12 protein-coding genes are annotated in these 15,565 nt (G+C 36.2%); all 12 read left to right on the top strand.

Annotated elements, in window-relative coordinates; all coding sequences use genetic code 11:
- Positions 1-2 precede the first annotated feature (2 nt).
- The 12 genes from cinA to mutS all read left to right on the top strand — a co-directional run bounded on the left by cinA (position 3) and on the right by mutS (position 15,562).
- Positions 3-1,241 (top strand): competence/damage-inducible protein CinA, encoded by a 1,239-nt coding sequence (gene cinA / locus ACX9TM_RS19015; protein ID WP_000990690.1) that lies wholly within the window; start codon positions 3-5, stop codon positions 1,239-1,241.
- A 143-nt stretch (positions 1,242-1,384) separates the two neighbouring features.
- On the top strand, positions 1,385-2,416 hold the full coding sequence (recA, locus tag ACX9TM_RS19010; RefSeq protein WP_001283860.1) for a recombinase RecA: 1,032 nt from the start codon (positions 1,385-1,387) through the stop codon (positions 2,414-2,416).
- 482 nt (positions 2,417-2,898) lie between these two features.
- Complete coding sequence (rny, locus tag ACX9TM_RS19005) at positions 2,899-4,461, top strand: ribonuclease Y (RefSeq protein WP_000204911.1); 1,563 nt, start codon at positions 2,899-2,901, stop codon at positions 4,459-4,461.
- 162 nt (positions 4,462-4,623) lie between these two features.
- Entirely contained in the window at positions 4,624-5,418 is a 795-nt protein-coding gene (locus ACX9TM_RS19000; protein ID WP_001221095.1) for a TIGR00282 family metallophosphoesterase, read from the top strand.
- A 149-nt stretch (positions 5,419-5,567) separates the two neighbouring features.
- Entirely contained in the window at positions 5,568-5,828 is a 261-nt protein-coding gene (gene spoVS, locus ACX9TM_RS18995; protein WP_000404341.1) for a stage V sporulation protein SpoVS, read from the top strand.
- A 59-nt stretch (positions 5,829-5,887) separates the two neighbouring features.
- Positions 5,888-6,811 carry a dipeptidase gene (locus tag ACX9TM_RS18990; protein WP_000688046.1) on the top strand — a complete coding sequence of 308 codons (924 nt, stop codon included), beginning with the start codon at positions 5,888-5,890 and terminating at the stop codon, positions 6,809-6,811.
- Between the two features lie 224 nt (positions 6,812-7,035).
- Positions 7,036-8,793: a 2-oxoacid:acceptor oxidoreductase subunit alpha gene (locus ACX9TM_RS18985; RefSeq protein ID WP_000625418.1), complete on the top strand. Its 1,758-nt coding sequence runs from the start codon at positions 7,036-7,038 to the stop codon at positions 8,791-8,793.
- Entirely contained in the window at positions 8,780-9,646 is an 867-nt protein-coding gene (locus tag ACX9TM_RS18980) for a 2-oxoacid:ferredoxin oxidoreductase subunit beta (RefSeq protein ID WP_000190155.1), read from the top strand. Before ACX9TM_RS18985 ends, ACX9TM_RS18980 begins: the two co-directional genes overlap by 14 nt.
- Positions 9,647-10,076: 430 nt before the next feature.
- Positions 10,077-11,606: a tRNA (N6-isopentenyl adenosine(37)-C2)-methylthiotransferase MiaB gene (gene miaB / locus ACX9TM_RS18975; RefSeq protein ID WP_001005386.1), complete on the top strand. Its 1,530-nt coding sequence runs from the start codon at positions 10,077-10,079 to the stop codon at positions 11,604-11,606.
- Positions 11,607-11,609: 3 nt separating this feature from the next.
- The gene (locus ACX9TM_RS18970; protein ID WP_000870461.1) at positions 11,610-12,041 is read left to right on the top strand and encodes a YlbF/YmcA family competence regulator; all 432 of its coding nucleotides are present in this window, start codon (positions 11,610-11,612) and stop codon (positions 12,039-12,041) included.
- Between the two features lie 125 nt (positions 12,042-12,166).
- Positions 12,167-12,709 carry an outer spore coat protein CotE gene (gene cotE / locus ACX9TM_RS18965; RefSeq protein WP_001288799.1) on the top strand — a complete coding sequence of 181 codons (543 nt, stop codon included), beginning with the start codon at positions 12,167-12,169 and terminating at the stop codon, positions 12,707-12,709.
- A 180-nt stretch (positions 12,710-12,889) separates the two neighbouring features.
- Positions 12,890-15,562, top strand: coding sequence for a DNA mismatch repair protein MutS (mutS, locus tag ACX9TM_RS18960; RefSeq protein ID WP_000196021.1), 2,673 nt, complete (start codon positions 12,890-12,892; stop codon positions 15,560-15,562).
- The last annotated feature ends 3 nt before the right edge of the window (positions 15,563-15,565 follow it).

The following is a 15,565-nucleotide window of genomic DNA, read 5'->3' as shown; positions in this document are numbered from 1 at the left end:
GGATGAATGCTGAGATTATTGCGGTTGGAACTGAATTATTACTTGGACAAATTGCAAATACAAATGCCCAGTTTTTATCTGAAAAGTTAGCTTCAATCGGAATTAACGTGTACTATCATACTGTTGTTGGTGATAATAATAAGCGATTGCAAAAGGCGATTGAAGCTGCGGAAGAACGTGCTGATATACTTATTTTTACAGGTGGATTAGGACCGACAAAAGATGATTTAACGAAAGAAACGATAGCTGCTAGTTTAGATGAAGAGCTTGTGTATGATGAAAAGGCATTAGCCTTAATAAGTAATTACTTTAAGCGTACAGGCCGTGAATTTACGGAGAATAATAAAAAGCAAGCGCTCGTTTTAAATGGAGCAACAGTATTTGCAAATGACCACGGTATGGCGCCGGGTATGGGGGTAAATAAGAACGGAAAAGTTTATATTTTATTACCAGGGCCGCCAAAAGAAATGAAACCAATGTATGTAAGTTACGTAGAGCCTTTTTTACGTAATTTTACAACAGGAGAAAACATTTATTCTCGTGTGCTTCGTTTCTTCGGCATTGGGGAGTCCCAATTAGAGGTGAAAGTTCAAGATTTAATTGATGGACAAACAAACCCAACAATTGCCCCGTTAGCAAATGATGGAGAAGTGACATTACGTTTAACCGCTAAGCATCAAAATGTTAGCGAAGCGGAGAAACTAATTCAACATGTGGAAGATTTGATTTTAGAAAGAGTAGGAGAATTTTTCTACGGATATGACCAAGAATTTTTGCATTATAAGGCAATCGAGTTATTGAAGAGAAAAGGGTTAACTTTAGCGTGTGCAGAAAGTTTAACAGGTGGTCTTTTTGGAAATCAAGTAACTGAAAACGCTGGTGTTTCTTCTGTGTTTAAAGGCGGTGTCATTTGTTATCATAATGATGTGAAGCAATATGTTTTACGTGTGCCTGAAGAAGTGTTGCATACTGATGGTGCAGTTAGTAAAGAATGTGCTCGTTATCTTGCTGAAAATGTTAAGGATGTACTAAAAGCGGATATTGGAATTAGTTTCACTGGGGTAGCAGGGCCAGATGCTTCAGAACAGAAAGAACCAGGAACAGTATTTGTTGGGCTTTCGATTAAGGATGAACCAACTGTAGTCTTTCCTCTTAATTTAAGCGGAAGTCGTCAACAAATTAGAGAACGAACAGCAAAATATGGATTTTATCATTTATATAAAAAGCTAGAAGAGATATAAGTTTCTTCTAGTTTTTTTACGGTTAAATTTAGATATTATTTGATAGAAAATAAAAAAATCGAATAAATGTTCGATTTTTGTTGGCAAATTGAATTGAAAATAGGTATAATAAGATTAGCAATTCAGTTAAGGAGGAATTTTGAATGAGTGATCGTCAAGCAGCGTTAGATATGGCGTTAAAACAAATAGAGAAGCAATTCGGTAAAGGTTCAATTATGAAATTAGGAGAACAAGCGGAGCGTAGAGTTTCTACGGTTTCTAGTGGTTCTTTAGCACTTGATGTGGCACTAGGGGTAGGCGGATATCCACGTGGCCGTATTATCGAAATTTACGGACCTGAAAGTTCAGGTAAAACGACAGTTTCATTACATGCAATTGCAGAAGTACAACGTCAAGGTGGACAAGCAGCATTCATCGATGCGGAGCACGCAATGGATCCTGTATATGCACAAAAATTAGGCGTTAACATAGATGAATTACTATTATCACAGCCTGATACAGGGGAGCAAGGATTAGAAATCGCGGAAGCACTTGTACGAAGTGGTGCGGTTGACATTATCGTAATTGACTCTGTAGCAGCTCTTGTACCGAAAGCAGAGATTGAAGGCGACATGGGTGACTCACACGTAGGTTTACAAGCACGTTTAATGTCACAAGCACTTCGTAAGCTTTCAGGAGCAATCAACAAATCAAAAACAATTGCAATCTTTATTAACCAAATTCGTGAAAAAGTTGGGGTTATGTTCGGAAACCCAGAAACAACTCCAGGTGGTCGTGCGTTGAAATTCTATTCAACTGTTCGTCTTGAAGTGCGTCGTGCGGAGCAATTAAAGCAAGGTAACGACATCGTTGGTAATAAAACAAAAGTAAAAGTAGTGAAAAATAAAGTAGCACCACCATTCCGTGTTGCTGAAGTTGATATTATGTACGGAGAAGGTATTTCAAGAGAAGGTGAAATCTTGGATATGGCTTCTGAGCTTGATATCGTTCAAAAGAGCGGTGCTTGGTATTCTTATAATGAAGAACGCCTAGGACAAGGTCGTGAAAATTCGAAGCAGTTCTTAAAAGAAAATACAGATTTAAGAGAAGAAATTGCTTTCTTTATTCGTGAGCATCACGGAATTAGTGAAGATTCTGGTGCTGAGGGCGCAGAAGATTCAACTCTTCTTGATTAAAAAAATAAAAGACACGGCCTCGTGTCTTTTATTTTTTTATCTACTATTAAGGAGCATAATACTATAGATAAAAAATATTTTTTTACTTCAAATGTGTTGTGTAAAGAGGGATATATAAATATTTTAAGTAAAAGAAATGGGAATTACTAAGGTTTTCCAGTATAGTAGGCTCCTTACTTTTAAAATTTAGGTCACATTCAAGGCTGAAGGCAAAGAAAGTAAAAGTAGACAACGCTTGACAATGAAAATTACGATAGATACAATGAGAATGTATATTTTTTCTTATATACAATATACTCTTCTCAAGAAGAGAAGTAATATTCGGAGTAAGGTTTAAATCTTACCGAAATAATAATATGACATTTTAATTGTGAAATGAAGAAAGTCCCTTAAAAAAGCGGGACGACGGTCTTTGCTGTATGTTGTAATTCAATGTACATGCCGACAGTCTTTTTTCATTCATAGCAAGGGGAGGTGAAATCATGACGAGTACAGTTTGGATACTCATCTCCATTTTGCTTGCAACAGTCGGTGCAGTTGTTGGCTTTTTTGTTCGAAAGTCTATTGCTGAAGCGAAGATTAATGGTGCGGCTAATGAAGCGAGACGTATTTTAGACGAAGCGAATCGTGATGCTGAAGCACTTAAGAAAGAAGCGCTTTTAGAAGCAAAGGATGAAATTCATACACTTCGTACAGAAGCTGAATTAGAAATTCGTGACCGTAGAAGCGAATTACAAAAACAAGAAAATCGTTTAATGCAAAAAGAAGAGAACCTTGATCGTAAAGACGAAACGCTCGATAAACGCGAGCAACAGTTAGAGAAGAAAGAGGAATCTCTTGTAGCGAGACAACAACAGATTGAAGAGTTGGAAAGCAAAGTGGGAGAGTTAGTTCAAAAGCAACAAACAGAATTAGAGCGCATTTCCAATCTGACACGCGAACAAGCGAAAGCAATTATTCTTGGTAAAGTAGAAAGTGAAGTTTCTCATGAAATCGCTGTTATGGTAAAAGAGAGTGAAGTTCGCGCGAAAGAAGAAGCGGATAAGAAAGCAAAAGAGATTTTATCTCTTGCAATGCAAAGATGTGCAGCTGATCATGTTGCTGAAACAACCGTTTCGGTTGTAAATCTTCCAAATGACGAAATGAAGGGACGTATTATCGGGCGTGAAGGTCGTAATATTCGTACGTTAGAAACGTTAACGGGTATTGACTTAATTATCGATGATACACCAGAGGCAGTAATCCTTTCTGGATTCGACCCAATTCGTCGTGAAACAGCTCGTATCGCTCTTGATAAACTAGTACAGGACGGACGTATTCACCCAGCGCGTATTGAAGAGATGGTCGAAAAATCAAGACGTGAAGTGGACGAGTATATTCGCGAAGTCGGAGAGCAAACAACGTTTGAAGTGGGTGTTCATGGATTACATCCAGATTTAATTAAAATTTTAGGTCGTTTAAAATACCGTACAAGTTATGGTCAAAACGTCTTAAAACACTCTATGGAAGTTGCATATTTAACTGGACTTATGGCGGCAGAGCTTGGCGAGGATGAAAAACTAGCAAGACGTGCAGGTCTATTACATGATATCGGAAAAGCGATTGACCATGAAGTAGAAGGAAGCCACGTTGAAATTGGTGTTGAACTTGCAACGAAATATAAAGAGCATCCTGTAGTTATAAACAGTATCGCATCTCACCATGGTGACACAGAACCAACTTCTATCATTGCAGTTTTAGTTGCAGCAGCAGATGCTTTATCAGCTGCAAGACCGGGAGCTCGTAGTGAAACACTTGAAAACTATATTCGTCGTCTTGAAAAGTTAGAAGAGATTTCAGAGTCTTATGAAGGCGTTGAAAAGTCATTTGCAATTCAAGCAGGACGTGAAGTTCGTATTTTGGTAAAACCAGATACAATCGATGACTTAGAAGCTCATCGTTTAGCTCGTGATATCCGAAAACGTATTGAAAATGAACTGGATTACCCAGGACATATTAAAGTAACTGTTATTCGTGAAACACGTGCAGTGGAATACGCAAAATAAAGTGGTGAAACACCACTTTATTTTTTTGTGTTGGAATTGGATAAAATAAAGACAGTTAGTTATATAGTATAAAAGTGAAACAAACTTATAATAAACATATTATAAGGAATTTACTTGATGCTATAGCAATAAAAAATGCAGTACATAGAAAGGGTAAGACATATGAGAATATTATTTGTTGGGGATGTAGTAGGATCTCCTGGTAGAGGTATGATTCAACAATACGTACCGGCATTAAAGAAAAAATATACACCTACAGTAACAATCATTAATGGAGAAAACGCAGCAGGTGGCCGTGGGATTACAGAAAAAATATATCGAAATTTTTTAGAATGTGGGGCGCAAGCAGTTACACTTGGAAACCACGCTTGGGATAATCGTGAAGTATTTGAATTCATCGATGATGCAAAATATCTTGCAAGACCAGCTAACTTCCCAGAAGGAACTCCAGGAAAAGGACTTATCTTTGTGAACTGTAATGGAACAGAAGTTGCAGTTATTAACTTACAAGGACGTACTTTCCTTCCTCCGATTGATTGTCCATTCCGTAAAGTGGATGAATTAATTAATATTGCGAAAAAACGTACGAATATTATCTTTGTTGACTTCCATGCGGAAACTACAAGTGAAAAACAAGCGCTAGGTTGGTATGTAGATGGACGTGCTACAGCAGTAGTAGGTACGCATACGCATGTCCCTACAGCAGATAACCGTATTTTACCAAGCGGAACGGCATACATTACAGATGTTGGAATGACAGGGCCGTATGATGGAATATTAGGTATGGATAGAGAAGCAGTATTGAAGAAGTTTTTAACAAACTTACCAGTACGATTTGAAGTAACAAATGGTAGAACGCAATTAAGTGCAGTGTTAATTGATGTGGATCCAAATACAGGAAAAGCAAAGAAAATTGAACGTATTTTAATTAATGACGATCAACCATTTTTTGAGTAAATTCCCGTTAAATTTTAGATAAGTTATTATATTTTAATTTTTTAGAAAAATTACGAAAATTTAGCAGGAATACGCGCCATTCCTCGTGAATATAAGTTAAAGTGAAATAATTGCTAATACTTTTTAAAGAAACGAGGAGGAAACGCGGAATGGAAATATTAAAAGTTAAAGCAACGTCGGTCCCTAATTCTGTAGCTGGTGCACTTGCAGGTGTTATTCGCGAACGCGGAACAGCAGAAATTCAAGCTATTGGTGCAGGTGCATTGAACCAAGCGGTAAAGGCAGTAGCAATCGCAAGAGGATTTGTAGCGCCTAGTGGTTTGGACCTGATTTGTATCCCAGCGTTTACAGATATTATGATTGATGGCGAAGAGCGTACAGCAATAAAATTAATTGTAGAACCTCGTTAAGTTTTAAACAACCTGTTTGCAGTATGCAAACAGGTTGTTTTTATAATGGAGGAATGAAAATGAAAATTTTTGATGCTCATTGTGACGTGCTTCTTCAGTTATGGAGTGCACAAGGGAAAAGGAATTTTAACGATGATTCACAATTACATATTACATTTGAACAGTTAAAGAGAAGAAAAGGAAGTATACAATGTTTTGCTATATATGTACCAGAAACAGTGGCATATGAAAACCGATTTGAAGCAGCATTACAAATGGTAGATATTTTTTATAATGAAATTTTATCCCTACCAGGTGTAAAGTTTATTCAGACAAAAGATGATATTAACATGTTAAAACAGGACGAGGTTGGAGCGATATTAACACTAGAAGGATGCGAAGCAATTGGAAAAGAAGCAATGAAATTACGGTTGTTGTATCGCCTAGGAGTACGTTCTTTTGGACTAACATGGAATTATGCCAATCTCTTAGCTGATGGTGCGCTAGAGACACGTGGGGCGGGTTTAACGAATTTTGGTAAACAGGTTGTACAAGAACTGAATGCGCTACATGTATGGACTGATGTGTCTCATCTGAATGAAAGAAGTTTTTGGGATGTTATAGAGATTGCAAAAAATCCTATTGCTTCCCACTCAAATTGTATGAAACTTTGCGAGCACCCACGTAATTTAAACGATGAACAACTTAAAGCTCTTATAAAGAAAAATGGCATGATCGGTGTCACTTTTGTACCGCAGTTTCTAACGAATGAAAATGAAGCAAATATAACAGATATAGTAAGACATATCGAATATATTTGTTCATTAGGTGGAGAGTACAATATAGGATTTGGTTCAGATTTTGATGGGATTTTAGAAACAGTTGTAAATGTATCAGTTTATCGAGATTATGAAAATGTAATGAATGAGCTTTGTAAACACTATGCTACATCTACTGTAGAACGATTTTTATATGATAATTTTGTAGAACATATGAGTTTTTAAGTTTCGGTTTAAAATTCAGAAAAATTAAAAATAATTCATTTGATTTTATTGCTTTTTTTAAGACCTAATACTAGAATGAAAAACAAAATAGCTTTATACTAAAGATTCAGGGAAATCAGAAGAGGCATAATTTGCGTCCGTTGTAGTTTATTTGCATAAAAAATGCTAAACTATTACTGTAAAAAAATACACTACAATGAATGCAGCCAAAAGGGGTGTAGGAGATGATTAGTCAACTTTCATGGAAAGTTGGAGGCCAACAAGGTGAAGGAATTGAAAGTACAGGAGAAATCTTCTGTATTGCATTAAACCGATTAGGATATTACCTATACGGTTACCGCCACTTCTCATCACGTATAAAAGGCGGCCATACAAATAATAAAATTCGTGTAAGTACAACAGAAGTACGAGCGATCTCAGATGATTTAGATATTTTAATTGCTTTTGACCAAGAAACAATTGATTTTAATTTCCACGAACTACGTCCAGGTGGAATTGTAGTTGCGGATGCGAAATTTAATCCAACAATACCTGACAATACAGATGTAAATCTATATGTGATACCGTTTACAGATATTGCTTCAGAATTAGGCACATCATTAATGAAAAACATGGTTGCTGTTGGAGCATCAAGTGCAGTATTAGGATTAGATGAAACAGCTTATTTAGATGTTGTTGAAGAAATCTTTGGTCGTAAAGGAGAGCAAGTCGTTCAAAAGAATATGGACGCAATTAAACGTGGCTCTCAATATATGAAAGAATTACTAGGTGAGAAAGTAAACATGATGCAGCTTGAAAAAGCTGATGGTAAAAAACGCATGTTTATGATTGGGAACGATGCAATCGCATTTGGTGCGGTAGCTGGTGGTGCTCGTTTTATGTCAGCATACCCAATCACACCTGCATCAGAAATTATGGAATACTTAATTAAAAAATTACCGAAAGTCGGCGGAACAGTAATCCAAACTGAGGATGAAATCGCAGCTTGTACAATGGCAATCGGTGCAAACTATGCTGGTGTTCGTACATTAACGGCATCTGCTGGTCCAGGTCTTTCATTAATGATGGAAGCAATCGGTTTAGCAGGTATTACAGAAACTCCATTAGTAATTGTTGATACACAACGTGGCGGCCCAAGTACAGGATTACCAACTAAGCAAGAACAGTCTGACTTAATGGCGATGATTTACGGTACGCATGGTGAAATTCCAAAAATCGTAATGGCGCCAAGTACAGTTGAAGAAGCTTTCTATGACATTGTAGAGGCATTTAACTTATCTGAAGAATATCAAGTTCCTGTTATTTTCTTAACAGATTTACAGCTTTCTTTAGGAAAACAAACAGTAGAACCACTTAAATTAGATAAAGTGGAAATTCGTCGTGGTAAGCTTGATTTAGAAGTAGAATTACCAGAACGTGAAAATAAAGCATACTTCAAGCGTTATGAAGTAACAGAAGACGGCGTTTCACCACGTGTTTTACCTGGTATGAAAAATGGTGTTCACCATGTTACAGGTGTAGAACATGATGAAACTGGAAAACCATCGGAATCAGCAATAAACCGTAAAGATCAAATGGACAAACGTTTCCGTAAAATGGAGAACTTGAAGTTTAATACCCCTGTTTATAAAAATGTTAAGCATGAAGAAGCAGACGTATTGCTTGTTGGATTTAACTCAACTCGTGGTGCGATCGAAGAGGCAATGACGCGTTTAGAACAAGAGGGTATGAAAGTAAACCATGCTCATGTGCGTTTAATTCACCCGTTTCCAACAGCTGAAATCGATCCACTTGTGAAAAAGGCGAAGCGTGTTGTAGTAGTAGAAAACAATGCAACAGGTCAGCTTGCTAACATTATGAAAATGAATCTTGGTAATGGTGAGAAAATTTCTAGTCTTTTAAAATATGATGGAAACCCATTCTTGCCGAAAGAGATTTACAACGAATGCAAAAAAGGGGTTGTATTAAATGGCAACATTTAAGGACTTTCGTAACAGTGTAAAGCCAAACTGGTGCCCAGGTTGCGGAGACTTCTCAGTGCAAGCTGCAATTCAACGTGCGGCAGCTAACGTTGGCCTAAATCCAGATGAACTTGCTGTTATTTCTGGTATCGGCTGTTCAGGCCGTATTTCAGGTTATATTAATTCATATGGTGTGCATAGTATTCATGGTCGTGCCCTTCCAATTGCGCAAGGTGTGAAAATGGCAAATCGTGATTTAACAGTTATCGCTTCAGGTGGTGACGGTGATGGATTTGCGATTGGTATGGGTCATACAATCCATTCTATTCGTCGTAATATCGACATTACGTACATCGTAATGGATAACCAAATTTACGGATTAACAAAAGGGCAAACTTCACCACGTAGTGAAGCTGGATTTAAAACGAAAAGCACACCACAAGGTTCAATTGAACCATCACTAAATGTAATGGAAATGGCCTTAACAGCTGGTGCGACATTTGTGGCGCAAAGCTTTTCGAGTGATTTAAAAGAATTAACACAAATTATTGAAGCTGGTATTAACCATAAAGGATTTTCATTAATTAACGTATTTAGCCCATGTGTTACTTACAATAAAGTAAATACTTACGATTGGTTTAAAGAGAATTTAACGAAACTAAGTACAGTAGAGGGATATGATCCATCTAATCGCATGATGGCTATGCAAACTTTAATGGAAAATAACGGTTTAGTAACAGGGTTAATTTATCAAAATACTAAGCAACCATCATATCAAGAACTTGTTAAAGGCTATAGTGAAGAGCCTTTAGTGAAATCTGATTTAAATATGGATCAGAAAATGTTTGATGAGCTTGTTGCTGAATTTATGTAATGTAAGAAGAGGAGGTTGCCGATTTGGTAACCTTTTTTTATGTACAAAAATATAGGGTAGTCTTATTTACTTAGAAAATTCAGAATGATAAAATAATATATAAATCGTTGTATGAAAATGGCAAGTTCATTGCTTATGAAATGTAAGATAATAAAGGGCCTCTTTATTGTTAAAATTGGCGAAATACATCATACTATGGTAATGTTTATAGGGATAAAGCAATATGCCTTTTGGTAGGACAACAAGAAATGATAAAAAGGGAATGTCTATTTGCGTGGGGAAGACTTCATTCTTATGAATGATTAGATTGATTACTCAAGTTTCAAAGGACAAGTTATCTCTCAAGCTATCTAACCATTTTTGAGGTGAGTCTAGGCGCATTAAAATGGACTATAGAGTATGTATAGTTAAGGGTGAAAGGAGATTACCGATGAACGAGCAACAACGATTAGCAAGTCAACAAGCAAATTCCTCTACGAAAAAAGAAGAGAAAGATTATAGTAAATACTTTGAAAGTGTATATCAACCACCTTCCTTAAAGGATGCGAAAAAGCGTGGGAAAGAAGAAGTTAAAATTGAACGGGATTTTGGCTTACCTGAAGAGTTTCGCAATTTTGGTACAGGAAGAAAGTTCTATATTCGTACATATGGTTGTCAAATGAATGAGCATGATACGGAAGTAATGGCAGGCATTTTCACCGCACTTGGATATGAACCAACTTTTTCAACTGAGGATGCAGATGTAGTTTTATTAAACACTTGTGCAATTCGTGAAAATGCTGAAAATAAGGTGTTTGGTGAGCTAGGCCATTTAAAGTCACTCAAACGAAGAAATCCAGACCTTTTAATTGGTGTATGTGGTTGTATGTCTCAAGAGGAATCTGTTGTAAATAAAATTATGCAAAAAAATCAGCATGTAGATATGGTATTTGGAACGCATAATATTCATAGATTACCGTACATTCTAAAAGATGCGATGTTCTCGAAAGAGACGGTAGTTGAAGTATGGTCAAAAGAAGGTGACGTAATTGAAAACCTTCCGAAAGTACGTCGTGGTGATATTAAAGCTTGGGTAAATATTATGTATGGCTGTGATAAATTCTGTACGTATTGTATTGTACCGTATACACGCGGAAAAGAGCGAAGTAGACGTCCAGAAGATATTATCCAAGAGATTCGTCATTTAGCTGCAAATGGTTATAAAGAAATTACTTTACTTGGTCAAAACGTAAATGCATATGGTAAAGACTTTGAAGATATAGAATACGGTCTTGGCGATTTAATGGACGAACTTCGTAAAGTTGATATTGCCCGTATTCGTTTTACAACGAGCCATCCACGTGATTTCGATGATCACTTAATTGAAGTGCTTGGCAAAGGTGGCAACCTAGTAGAACATATCCATTTACCAGTTCAATCTGGAAGTACGGATATGCTGAAAATTATGGCACGTAAATATTCGCGTGAGCATTATTTAGAACTTGTAAGAAAAATTAAAGAAGCAATTCCAGATGCAGTATTAACAACAGATATTATCGTTGGTTTTCCAAATGAAACAGATGAGCAATTTGAAGAAACGATGTCGTTATATCGTGAAGTAGGGTTTGATACTGCCTTTACATTCATTTACTCTCCTCGCGAAGGTACACCAGCTGCAAAAATGAAAGATAATGTACCGATGGAAGTAAAGAAAGAACGTCTTCAACGCTTAAATACACTAGTAAATACGTTGGCAATTGAAAAGAATAGTCGTTACAAAGGTCAAATTGTAGAAGTGTTAGTTGATGGGGAAAGTAAAAATAATCCGGAAGTACTTGCAGGTTATACTCGTACGAATAAACTTGTAAACTTCGTCGCTTCAAAATCTTTAATTGGTCAGCTTGTGAAAGTAAAAATAACGGAAGCAAAAACTTGGTCTCTTAACGGGGAATTAGTTGAAGAGCCGATTGAGGTGAAATAATAGATGAAAGTATATTCGAAAGATGACATTGTTGAACAAGCGAAAGAATTAGCAAAAATGATTTCTGAAACAGAAGAAGTTGATTTTTTTAAGAAAGCAGAGGCGCAAATTCATAAAAATGAAAATGTAAAGCGCGCAATCGATGAAATTAAAGCACTGCAAAAACAAGCAGTAAACTTGCAACATTACGGGAAATGGGAAGCTTTAAAAAAGGTAGAAGCTGAAATTGATGCATTGCAAGATAAGTTAGACAGTATTCCAGTCGTACAACAATTTAAATCTTCACAAACATACGTAAATGACTTATTACAGTTAGTTGCTAGTACAATTTCTAACAACGTAACAGATGAAATATTAATTTCAACTGGTGGCGATGTACTAAAGGGTGAAACTGGCGCAGCAGTAGAAAGTAAAAAAGGAAATTGTGGTTGTTAAAGAGATGTCATATTGACATCTCTTTTTTTGTGGATTAAACGTAAGGTCTTCTCAAAAAAAAGAATGACACATTCCGCTATTGTCACGCATATGATTAAGTGAATAGTGATTGAGGAGGGTTACGAATGTCCGAATTTAGAGAGATTATTACAAAAGCAGTGGTTGGAAAAGGACGTAAGTATACAAAGTCAACGCATACATGTGAATCGAATAATGAGCCAACAAGTATTTTAGGGTGCTGGGTAATTAACCACTCGTACGAAGCAAGAAAGAATGGAAAACATGTGGAAATTGAAGGTTTCTATGATGTGAACACTTGGTATTCATTTGATGGAAATACAAAGACTGAAGTTGTAACAGAACGTGTGAACTACACGGACGAAGTAAGTATTGGTTATCGTGATAAAAACTTTTCTGGTGACGATTTAGAAATTATTGCTCGTGTTATTCAGCCGCCAAATTGTTTAGAAGCACTTGTATCACCAAATGGTAATAAAATTGTTGTAACTGTAGAACGTGAATTTGTAACAGAAGTAGTTGGAGAAACGAAAATTTGTGTAAGTGTAAATCCTGAAGGCTGCGTAGAATCAGATGATGATTTCCAAATTGCTGATGATGAATTTGAAGAATTAGATCCGAACTTTATCGTTGATGCAGAAGAAGAGTAATAGAAAGCTAGGGAGAAGTTCTTCCTAGCTTTTTACTTTACATAAGTGGCGCTGAATGAACATGATTCTTTATGAAATATGTTATAATGAAGAAAGACTCCTGAAATAGGAGATAAGAGTGTCCGTGAAATGCGACATATATGAAAATAGATTATCATGTAAGAATTATGGAGGAAAAGTATGACTCAATATACGCCTATGATACAGCAATATTTAAAGGTTAAGGCAGATTATCAAGATGCCTTTTTATTTTTTCGCTTAGGCGATTTTTATGAAATGTTCTTTGAGGATGCTGTTAAAGCAGCCCATGAACTTGAAATTACATTAACGAGCCGAGATGGTGGTAGTAGTGAACGTATACCAATGTGCGGTGTACCATATCATGCGGCTAAAAACTATATTGAACAACTTGTTGAAAAAGGATATAAAGTAGCTGTTTGTGAGCAAGTAGAAGATCCGAAAACAGCTAAAGGTGTAGTACGTCGTGAAGTAGTACAATTAATTACGCCAGGAACGATGATGGAAGGGCGTACAATTGATGAGAAAGAAAACAACTTCTTAGCCGCATTAACACATTTTGAAGATGGATCATATGCATTAGCTTGTAACGACTTAACGACTGGACAAAATACAGTAACGTTACTGACTGGTTCAGTAGAAGATATTTTATTAGAAGTGTATGCAACTGGTTCGAAAGAAATTGTTGTTGATTCTTCATTTTCTAAAGATGAACTAAACAAGTTAACTGAAACATTGAAAATGACGATTTCGTATGAAGATGCAACGGCAATTCCGGAAGGATTAGAACATCTTGTGAAAAATGTTTCACAAGCAAAATTAATTAAAGCAGTTGGACGTTTATTTAACTATGTAATAAGAACGCAAAAACGTTCTTTAGATCATTTGCAACCAGTAGAAATTTATTATACGAATCAATTTATGAAAATTGATGTACATTCAAAGCGAAACTTAGAACTGACAGAAACACTTCGGACGAAAGAAAAAACAGGATCACTATTATGGTTATTGGACAAGACGAAAACAGCTATGGGTGGTCGTATGTTAAAACAGTGGATGGAACGTCCACTTATACAGAAAGAAAGAATTGAAGAGCGTTTAGAAATGGTTGAAACGTTTGTAAATGATTACTTCTTACGTGAAGATTTAAAAGAAAAGTTAAAAGAAGTATATGATTTAGAACGCTTAGCAGGAAAAGTTGCATTTGGTAACGTAAATGCAAGAGACTTATTACAATTAAGACGTTCATTACTTCAAGTGCCAGCTATTTTAGAAGCAATTAGTTTGTTAGATAACGCTTATGCATCGAGATTAATTCAAGGTGCAGATCCATGTGAAAGCTTAACAGAATTACTAGGAAGAAGTATTCAAGAAAACCCACCGCTTTCAATTAAAGATGGAGATATTATTAAAGATGGTTATAATGACAAGCTTGATCAATATCGTTACGTGAGTAAAAACGGGAAAACGTGGATTGCTGAGCTTGAAAAAAGAGAACGTGATATTACTGGAATTAAATCGTTAAAAATCGGATACAACCGTATTTTCGGTTACTACATTGAAGTAACGAAAGCGAATCTTGCAGCACTTCCAGAAGGTCGCTATGAACGTAAACAGACGCTTGCTAATGCTGAACGTTTCATTACAGATGAACTGAAAGAAAAAGAAACGTTAATTTTAGAAGCAGAAGAAAAAATTGTACAACTAGAATACGATTTATTTACAGCGCTTCGTGAAGAAGTAAAAGTATTTATTCCGAAATTACAACATTTAGCAAAAGTAATTAGTGAATTAGACGTACTGCAAAGTTTTGCGACAGTTAGTGAAGAAGAACAGTTTGTAAAACCTGTACTAACAACGAAGCGTGAAATCTTTATTAAAGATGGTCGTCATCCTGTCGTTGAAAAAGTATTGAACGGGAAATTGTATGTACCGAATGATTGTATTATGCCAGAGAAGATGGATGTCTTTTTAATTACAGGACCGAACATGTCTGGTAAAAGTACGTATATGAGACAATTAGCACTTGTAACTGTTATGTCGCAAATCGGTTGTTTCGTACCAGCAACAGAAGCAGTATTACCTGTATTTGATCAAATCTTTACGAGAATTGGTGCAGCGGATGATTTAATATCAGGTCAAAGTACATTTATGGTCGAAATGTTAGAAGCGAAAAATGCAATTGCAAACGCATCAGAAAGAAGTTTAATTTTATTCGATGAAATTGGACGAGGTACATCTACCTATGATGGTATGGCACTTGCACAAGCAATCATTGAACATATTCATGACCAAATTGGTGCAAAAACGTTATTCTCTACGCATTATCATGAATTGACTGTGTTAGAAGAGAGTTTAGATCAACTGAAAAATGTACACGTTTCAGCAATTGAAGAGAATGGAAAAGTAGTATTCCTTCATAAAATTCAAGACGGGGCAGCTGATAAAAGTTACGGAATTCACGTTGCGCAACTTGCAGAGCTTCCAGATAGCTTAATCGCCCGCGCGAAAGAAGTGTTAGCACAGCTAGAAGGACAGGAAGAAATTATTATTCCAAAACGAGTAGAAGTGAAAGTACAAGAAGCTGCTCCAGAACCTGTAGTTGTAAAAGAGGAAATAGCAGAAATACAGGAAACGAAAGTAGAGACTGAAGAAGAATCGCAACTATCTTTCTTTGGAGGAGAACAGTCTTCGAAGAAACAAGACAAACCTCTGCTAGATCAAAAAGAAACAGCAGTATTGGCGCAAATTAAAAAAATCGATTTACTTGATATGACACCTTTAGAAGCGATGAACGAATTGTATCGCTTACAGAAAAAGTTAAAGAAAGGATGAGTA

The organism is Bacillus sp. LH1, assembly GCF_057924895.1.
Note: the sequence above shows the minus strand (reverse complement) of the source record. Positions and strands in the feature narration are given on the sequence as shown.

Coding starts and splice junctions, on each gene's coding strand:
- cinA (WP_000990690.1), top strand. CDS start 3: ATGAATGCTGAGATTATTGCGGTTGGAACTGAATTATTACTTGGACAA.
- recA (WP_001283860.1), top strand. CDS start 1,385: ATGAGTGATCGTCAAGCAGCGTTAGATATGGCGTTAAAACAAATAGAG.
- rny (WP_000204911.1), top strand. CDS start 2,899: ATGACGAGTACAGTTTGGATACTCATCTCCATTTTGCTTGCAACAGTC.
- ACX9TM_RS19000 (WP_001221095.1), top strand. CDS start 4,624: ATGAGAATATTATTTGTTGGGGATGTAGTAGGATCTCCTGGTAGAGGT.
- spoVS (WP_000404341.1), top strand. CDS start 5,568: ATGGAAATATTAAAAGTTAAAGCAACGTCGGTCCCTAATTCTGTAGCT.
- ACX9TM_RS18990 (WP_000688046.1), top strand. CDS start 5,888: ATGAAAATTTTTGATGCTCATTGTGACGTGCTTCTTCAGTTATGGAGT.
- ACX9TM_RS18985 (WP_000625418.1), top strand. CDS start 7,036: ATGATTAGTCAACTTTCATGGAAAGTTGGAGGCCAACAAGGTGAAGGA.
- ACX9TM_RS18980 (WP_000190155.1), top strand. CDS start 8,780: ATGGCAACATTTAAGGACTTTCGTAACAGTGTAAAGCCAAACTGGTGC.
- miaB (WP_001005386.1), top strand. CDS start 10,077: ATGAACGAGCAACAACGATTAGCAAGTCAACAAGCAAATTCCTCTACG.
- ACX9TM_RS18970 (WP_000870461.1), top strand. CDS start 11,610: ATGAAAGTATATTCGAAAGATGACATTGTTGAACAAGCGAAAGAATTA.
- cotE (WP_001288799.1), top strand. CDS start 12,167: ATGTCCGAATTTAGAGAGATTATTACAAAAGCAGTGGTTGGAAAAGGA.
- mutS (WP_000196021.1), top strand. CDS start 12,890: ATGACTCAATATACGCCTATGATACAGCAATATTTAAAGGTTAAGGCA.